The 7,010-nt window shown below is 65.9% G+C and carries 8 protein-coding genes; all 8 read right to left on the bottom strand.

Annotated features, from left to right (window positions below):
- Window positions 1-571 (bottom strand): ThiF family adenylyltransferase (locus FVW27_RS04070; protein ID WP_208294620.1); only part of this gene is annotated, 571 nt, incomplete at its 3' end.
- A 238-nt stretch (window positions 572-809) separates the two neighbouring features.
- Window positions 810-1,148, bottom strand: coding sequence for a MoaD/ThiS family protein (locus FVW27_RS04065; protein ID WP_208294619.1), 339 nt, complete (start codon window positions 1,146-1,148; stop codon window positions 810-812).
- A gap of 18 nt (window positions 1,149-1,166) precedes the next feature.
- Window positions 1,167-1,394, bottom strand: coding sequence for a MoaD/ThiS family protein (locus FVW27_RS04060; protein WP_167122970.1), 228 nt, complete (start codon window positions 1,392-1,394; stop codon window positions 1,167-1,169).
- Between the two features lie 68 nt (window positions 1,395-1,462).
- Window positions 1,463-3,190, bottom strand: coding sequence for an aldehyde ferredoxin oxidoreductase C-terminal domain-containing protein (locus FVW27_RS04055; RefSeq protein WP_167122968.1), 1,728 nt, complete (start codon window positions 3,188-3,190; stop codon window positions 1,463-1,465).
- 611 nt (window positions 3,191-3,801) lie between these two features.
- Entirely contained in the window at window positions 3,802-4,839 is a 1,038-nt protein-coding gene (locus FVW27_RS04050; RefSeq protein WP_167122972.1) for an extracellular solute-binding protein, read from the bottom strand.
- A 38-nt stretch (window positions 4,840-4,877) separates the two neighbouring features.
- The gene (potC, locus tag FVW27_RS04045; protein WP_167122966.1) at window positions 4,878-5,657 is read right to left on the bottom strand and encodes a spermidine/putrescine ABC transporter permease PotC; all 780 of its coding nucleotides are present in this window, start codon (window positions 5,655-5,657) and stop codon (window positions 4,878-4,880) included.
- A 1-nt stretch (window position 5,658) separates the two neighbouring features.
- Complete coding sequence (gene potB, locus FVW27_RS04040; protein ID WP_167122964.1) at window positions 5,659-6,615, bottom strand: spermidine/putrescine ABC transporter permease PotB; 957 nt, start codon at window positions 6,613-6,615, stop codon at window positions 5,659-5,661.
- Window positions 6,602-7,010, bottom strand: a 409-nt coding sequence (locus FVW27_RS04035; protein WP_167122962.1) for a TOBE domain-containing protein, incomplete at its 5' end; no start/stop codon positions are given. The genes FVW27_RS04035 and potB, both read right to left, overlap by 14 nt.

Genomic DNA, 7,010 nt, shown 5'->3' with positions numbered 1-7,010 from the left:
CGGCCCCGGCCTCTGCCGCCGGGCGAAACGCCACGCCGCCCAGCGCGTCGATGGCCACGTCCATGCCCGCATAGAACCGCGCAAAGCCCTGCCCCTCCAGCGGGTCGCGCCACACGTCCAGTTCCACTGCCGGATTCACCTGCGCCACGCGGCGCGCGGCTGCGTCCGCCTTGGGCATGCCGAGTTCCGCCTCAGTGGCCAGCAACTGGCGGTTCAGGTTGGTTGCCTCGAACACGTCGTGGTCGGCCACCCGGATCTGGCCGACGCCCATCCGGGCCAGCCCCTCCAGAATGTGCCCGCCAAGGCCGCCCAGCCCCACCAAGGCCACCCGTGCGCGCAGCAGCCGCGCCTGGCCTGCGCAATCCAGCGTGGCGAAGTTGCGCAGGTAGCGTTCCGGCACCAGCCCCAGTTCCAGCGCGGCGATTTCAGCCTGGCGCAGGGACATGCCCGCCTGGCGCGCCGCCCTGTCCGCAGCCCCGTGCGCAAGCATCCGCACGGAGGTGCCGTCGGACAGGATGCCGGGCACGGCGGCCCGCTCCAGTGCCTGGCGCAACATGTCGGCAGAATTCATGGCTACCTCTTTCAGGGCAATCCTTTGTGAGTACAGGGTGATACCGTGGCTGGCATACGCCACACGTGCCCGCGTTCAAGACTGGCATGGTCGGCAGGATATCCTGCCATGCCTTCAGGAGACATGTAACAAAAAGCCCCGCCACCGTAAGGTGCGGGGCTGACGTACGGAGACATTGCCGGACATCCGGCGACAACCACCGGGGGCACTGCGGGCCGGATGCGCCACCGGGAATATCCTACATCTTGCGAAAGCCCAGCAGCACCCGGTACGGACCGGGAACGCCGGGCGGCGCCAGCGCCACCCTGTCCCCGCCGGACACCACGGCCAGATCGGGGCTGACCGCCTTGCCGTTGACGAAGACCACCTCCACCTGCTCCGGCGCGATGTCGAGCTGTCGCAACAGTTCCGGCCCAGTGGTGCCCGGATGGACACGCACCGGCAGCGGCACGGGCCAGCCGCGCGTACGGAACAGCTCCGCAAGCCCCATGAAGGCCCGCAGTTCGATGGTGTCCGGTCCGCTAGCGGGAGCGGCATCCCGCCCTGCCCCTTCACCGTGCCGCGCATGGTCGGCCATGTCTCCTCCGCTCCGCGCCTACCCGCCGCCCACCGCCGGGAACAGGCCCAGCCGGTCGCCCTCGGCCAGCGCCTTGTCCATGGGGGCATGCAGGCCGTTGACGAAGATCACCGCCACATCTTCCGGCGCGATGCCCAGGGCCAGCACCACGTCATGCACTGTCCCGCCCTCGCGCAGGGCAAAAACCTCCCCGCCCGTGGGCTGGAAGCGTTGCAGCGTGGCGTAGCATTTCACGGTGATATGCATGGTTGGTCCGCTTTCCCGCCATGCCGCGTGGCCGCCCCCCCAAGAGGCGACCACGCGGCTGCGTGTTGCTAGAAGGCCAGCACGCTGTCGATTTCCTCGTCCGTGAAGTCCCACACGGTGTTGTGCGGGGGGCACGGCTCTTCGAAGAACTCGGGCAGCCGGTCGTGCGCGCTGGTGAACCCGGCGCGGCGGTTGAAGTCCAGTTCGGCCTTCAGGATGGTCTTGCCGAGGGCGGTCACGTCGTCCCCGGTCAGGGACAGATCATACCGCGCATTGATCATGTCGACCAGCGCGTTGAACCCGTCGGGAATGTCCAGGATGGCGAAGGCGATGAACAGGCACATGCCGGTGGAATCCACGGCGGCGGTGGCGATCTGCAGGTTGCGCGAAAGCTCCACCTGCCCTTCCTTGCCCAGCGGGTCGACAAAGCCGCCCACGCGCAGGATGTTGGTGGCCACGGCGTACCCGGCGGTGTGGTCGGCGCCCATGGGGGTGGTGGCGTAGGTCAGGCCCACGCCCTTCACCGCGCGCGGATCGTAGGCGGGGATGGCCTGGTTCTTCACCACCGGCACGCGGGTAAGCCCGTACATCTGGCCCACGGCTGCGGCGCCGCTCCCCAGGATGCGACCAAGCGGGGTGCCCTGGCGGATCTGCTTGATCAGGTCCAGCGCGGCCTTGGCGTCGCCCCACGGAATGACGCCCGCGTCCATGGCCACGGCCACGGCCACCGAGGTCTCGATGGAGTCGATGCCCGCCTCGTCGAACTCGCGGTCGGCGTAGGCGATGGCGTCCAGGTCGTCGATGGCGGCGTCCGCCCCCAGCGCCCAGATGGTTTCATACTCGAAGCCGCTGGTGATGTACTTGCCCTGCTTGTCCACGTAGTGCTGCGAACAGCGGATGACGCACCCCGCGTGGCAGCCGTGGGTGGTCTTGCCGCCGCGTTCCTCGATGGTGGCGGCCATGGTTTCGCCGCCGATGTTGTTGGCCCACTCGTTGCGGCCCCGGCGGAAGTTTTCCGTGGGCAGGCCGCCCGCCTCGTTCAGGATGTTCACCAGCACGTTGGTGCCGTACTTGGGCAGGCCCTGGCCGGTGACGGGGTGGGTGGTCAGGGCGTTGGCAAAGCGCTTGGCCGCGCTCTTGAATTCCTCGGGCTTGGCGATGGGCACGGCGGACGCGCCCGCGTCGTCGATGACCACGGCCTTGATCCCCTTGGAACCCATGACGGCGCCCAGCCCGCCGCGCCCGGCGCTGCGGATGTTGCCCTCCGGATCGGCAAAGGAAATGTTGGCGGCGGTCAGCTTCATCTCGCCCGCCGGGCCGATGAGCGCAACGCCCACCTTGGGGCCGTACTTGTCCTGCAACACCCTGATGGCGTCGTAGTTGCCCGCGCCCATGATTTCGGCGGGGGCCTCGTCAAAGGTCACGCCGTCCTTGTCCACCTTGACCACGGCGTACTTGCCGTCTGCGGGCAGGCCTTCGAACACCATGGCCTTGATGTCCAGGCGGGCCATCTTCTGCGAAAAGCTGCCACCACTGTTGCTTTCCTTGATGCCGCCGGTGAGGGGGCTTTTGGCCCCGCAGGAAATGCGACCGGAGTTGACCGCGCTGGTGCCGGTGAGAAAACCGGGGGCGAAGACCAGCTTGTTGTACTTGCCAAGGGGATGGCAGGTGGGCTTCACCTCGTCGGCGATGAACATGGACGTCAGGCCGCGCCCCGCAAGCCCGGCATACTTTTCGGGACACGCCCCGATCTCCGCAGTCCTCGAACCCATGTCAATGCGTATGAATTTCGCCATGTCAGCCTCCGTTGCTGTGTAAGGACAGGCACGCGCCGCCAACCGGCAACGCCACCACGCCATGCTCCTTGCCGCGTGCAACCGCATACGGCATGCATGGCCGACAACACCACATCTGCAACACCAGAACGGGGCGCGCGGACGAAAGGCTGCCGCCCGCGCGGCGACCCGTTGCGTACAGGCGTGACGCAACACCTGCCTTTACTCTCACTATTTATGGCATGCGATGGTGTCAATTTATGCCTTGCATGACATAGGATGCATTTTCGCCACATTCGAAAATGCCTTACTATGTCAATGGTGACACATTAATCTGTTCTCCACGATACCCATGACGCATTCCACGGGCAAAAACGTTGGTCCCGGCTACATCCCGACCCCTTGCGATAGCGCAGGCACCGCAAACGCCCGCACTGCTGTTCGTCCCGGTCTGTCTGTGTCCGTGCTGGTAAGAAACACTCCAACTGCCCCAATGGCATGGCTTCTTCCGGGCCGTCACCCCGCCAGGGCGCGCCCGGTGCTCGCAGGTCGGCCCAGCGTGCCGGATGAAAAAAAACCGGCCCCCGCCGAAAAACGACGGGGGCCGGGAAAGGCCGAGGGCGAAAGCCGGGCTAGCTGCCCGTCTTCAGCATCTCCCAATACTTTTCGTAGATCTCAAGCGCATTGCCCACGCTGTTGGTGAACTCGGCGTTCTTCAGGTCCGCGTCACTCGGCGAGGTGATGCGGCTCTTGGCCAACTCGGGCGAAAGGATCTTCTGCGCGGCCACGTTGGGGGTGGAGTAGTTGTATTCCTCCACGCATTCCTTGGCCACGTCGGGCCGCAGCAGAAAGTCGATGAACTTGTGGGCGTTGTCCTTGTGCTTGGCCCCCACGGGAATGGCCAGGCTGTCCACCCACAGGGGCACGCCTTCCCTGGGGTAGACGTACACCAGGTTTTCGTTCTCGCCCGCCGCGATATAGGCATCGCCGTTCCAGATCAGGCCAGCGGCCACTTCCTCGCTGATGAAGGCCTGCTTGCTTGCGGTCACGTCGAACACGCGCACGGCAGGCAGCAGCTTCTTCAGCCATTCGTAGGCGGCCTTGATTTCCGCTTCATTGGTGGAGTTCACCGAGTAGCCCAGCGCCTTCAGGGCCACGCCCAGGGAGTCGCGCTGGTCGTCGGACAGGATGACCTTGCCCGAGAATTCGGGGCGGTTCAGGTCGTTCCAACTGGTGATGGAGGCCGGGTCCACCACCTTCTTGTTCACCATTAGCCCCGACGACCCCCACATGTAGGGCACGGAGTATTCGTTGCCCGGGTCGAACGGCTGGTTCAGCACCTTGGGCGAGAGGTTCTTGAAATTCTTCAGCTTGGACTTGTCTATTTTGGCCAGCAGCCCGTCGTCGCGCATCATGGAGATGAAGTAGGTGGACGGCACGACCACGTCGTAGCCCACGCCCTTCAGCAGCTTGATCTTGGCGTACATGGCCTCGTTGGATTCGTAGGTGGTGTACACCACCTTGATGCCCGTCTCCTTGGTGAACCGGTCGAGCACCGACTGGGGCACGTATTCCGACCAGTTGTAGACGTGCAGCACCTTTTCTTCCGCCGCCACGGCGGGGCCCGCGAACAGCGTCGCCGCCAGCACCGCCAGGGCAAGGCCCACCATCACCAGCGCGGCGCGGGCCGCGTGCAGCTTCGTGCGCATCATTTCCTCCTCGTCCTGGTAAGGGTTTGTGCCAGCAGCACCAGCACTATGGTTACCGTGAACATCACCGCCGACAGGGCGTTGATGTCCGGCTTCACGCCAAGGCGCACCATGGAATAGACGCGCAGGGGCAGCACCTCGAAGGTGGGGCCGGTGACGAAAAAGCTCACCAGCACGTCGTCCATGGACAGGGTGAACGACAGCAGCCACCCCGCCGCCACGGCGGGCGCGGCCAGCGGCAGCAGCACGTGGCGGAAGGCCCGCCATTCCGACGCGCCAAGGTCGCGCGCGGCCTCTATGAGTTGCTCGTCGAACTCGGCCAGGCGTGCCAGCACCGTCACGGTGACGAAGGGCAGCGCCAGGGTGACGTGGGCGGCCAGCAGGGTCCAGAACCCCAGTTGCACACCCATGGCGATGAAGAAGATGAGCAGCGAGATGCCCATGACGATGTCCGGCGACACGGTGAGCACGTAAATGCAGCCGTGCAGCACCTTGCGCCCCGGAAAGCGGTAGCGCCGGATGCAGATGGCCGCCAGCGTGCCCAGCACCGTGGCGATGGTGGCGGCCAGGGTGGCCACGGACAGCGAGTTCAGCGCGGCGTCCACCAGCGGGCCGTTGGCGGCCAGGGCGGAATACCACTTCAGGGTGAAGCCCTTCCATTCGGTGGTGTAGCGCGCATCGTTGAAGGAATAGACGATGACCACCAGGATGGGCACGTACAGGAAGGCGTAGACCAGCCAGACCAAACAGGTGCGAAGGGTGCGCAGGCGCAGGGTCATGTCATGCCCTCCCCCGCGCGTCATGCGCACCATGGGTCATGCCGTCGCCGTCTTCGTGCGTTGCATCGGGCGTGCGGCCCGCAGTTGCTGCCCCGGTGTCCGCGCCCTTGCGTTCGCGCAGGGCCACCCGGCGGCTGCTGAGCCAGTAGCCGATGATCATCAGCACCAGCAGCACGGTCAGGATGGTGCTGGCGGCGGCGCCCAGCGGCCAGTCACGCGCCACCAGGAACTGGTTCTTGATGAAGTTGCCGATGAGCATGCTCTTGGCCCCGCCCAGGATTTCCGGAATGTAGAAGCACCCCAGCGAGGGCAGGAACACCAGCATGCACCCGGCCACGATGCCCGGCAGGGTCAGCGGCAGGGTGACGTGCCAGAAGGCCCGCAGGCTGCTGGCCCCCAGGTCCTTGGCCGCGTCCAGCAGCCGCTTGTCCAGCTTTTCTATGGACGCGTACAGCGGCAGGATCATGAACGGCAGCAGCGTGTAGGTAAGCCCGGTGAACACGGCGAACTCGCCGTACATGAACGACACCGGCTCGCTGACCAGCCCCAGGGCCATCAGCACGTTGGAGGCGAGTCCCTGCGATTTCAGGATGATGATCAGCGCGTAGGTGCGGATGAGCGAATTGGTCCAGAACGGAATGACCACCAGCAGCAGCAGCCAGGGGCGCAGCCCGCGCCTGGCCGTGGCCACGGCATAGGCGAACGGGTAGCCGATCAGCAGACACACCAGGGTGCTGGCGGCGGCCAGCCACAGCGATTCGCCCAGTATCCTGACGAACACCGGGTCGGCGAGGCGGGCGTAGTTGTCCCACGTGAACACCAGGCTCACGAAGTCCGACTCGCCACGCTCCAGAAAGGTGACCAGCAGCAGGCCAAGGTTGGGCAACAGGGCGAACAGCCCCAGCCACAACCAGACCACGGCGATGCTGGCGGTGCGGAAGGGTCTACGCTGCGTCATCGGGCAGCAGTACCTCCCATCCGTCCACCCAGCTCACGGCAACGCGTTCGCCGGGGTTGTAGTTGATGTCCTCGTCGTCCTCGTTGAAGAACTCCGCCGCCATCAGGCGCTGGCCGTCGTCCAGGGTGATGACCAGGTCCACCGTGGCGCCCTTGTACACCGATTCCTCGATGCGGCCCCACAGGTGCGGCCAGTCCGGGGTTTCCGCAACCGCAATGCGGTCGATGCGCAGGTCTTCGGGCCGCAGCAGCACCTGCACCGCATCGCCGGGGGCCAGCCTGCGGGGCGAGCGCACCGGAAACACCGTGCCGCCCACGGTGGCGTCGTACAGGTGTTCGCCGGGCTTCAGGTCCGGCGGCAGGGCGGCGTGTTCCGGGGTGCCTGGCGCGGGTGGG

Source organism: Nitratidesulfovibrio liaohensis (assembly GCF_011682075.1).
Classification (GTDB): domain Bacteria; phylum Desulfobacterota; class Desulfovibrionia; order Desulfovibrionales; family Desulfovibrionaceae; genus Cupidesulfovibrio; species Cupidesulfovibrio liaohensis.
This window is presented reverse-complemented; position numbering and strand designations above follow the sequence as displayed.

Bases quoted from the DNA above. Each gene is read 5' to 3' on its own strand.
- FVW27_RS04065 (WP_208294619.1), bottom strand. From the start codon at position 1,148: ATGGCCGACCATGCGCGGCACGGTGAAGGGGCAGGGCGGGATGCCGCT.
- FVW27_RS04060 (WP_167122970.1), bottom strand. From the start codon at position 1,394: ATGCATATCACCGTGAAATGCTACGCCACGCTGCAACGCTTCCAGCCC.
- FVW27_RS04055 (WP_167122968.1), bottom strand. From the start codon at position 3,190: ATGGCGAAATTCATACGCATTGACATGGGTTCGAGGACTGCGGAGATC.
- FVW27_RS04050 (WP_167122972.1), bottom strand. From the start codon at position 4,839: ATGGTGGGCCTTGCCCTGGCGGTGCTGGCGGCGACGCTGTTCGCGGGC.
- potC (WP_167122966.1), bottom strand. From the start codon at position 5,657: ATGACCCTGCGCCTGCGCACCCTTCGCACCTGTTTGGTCTGGCTGGTC.
- potB (WP_167122964.1), bottom strand. From the start codon at position 6,615: ATGACGCAGCGTAGACCCTTCCGCACCGCCAGCATCGCCGTGGTCTGG.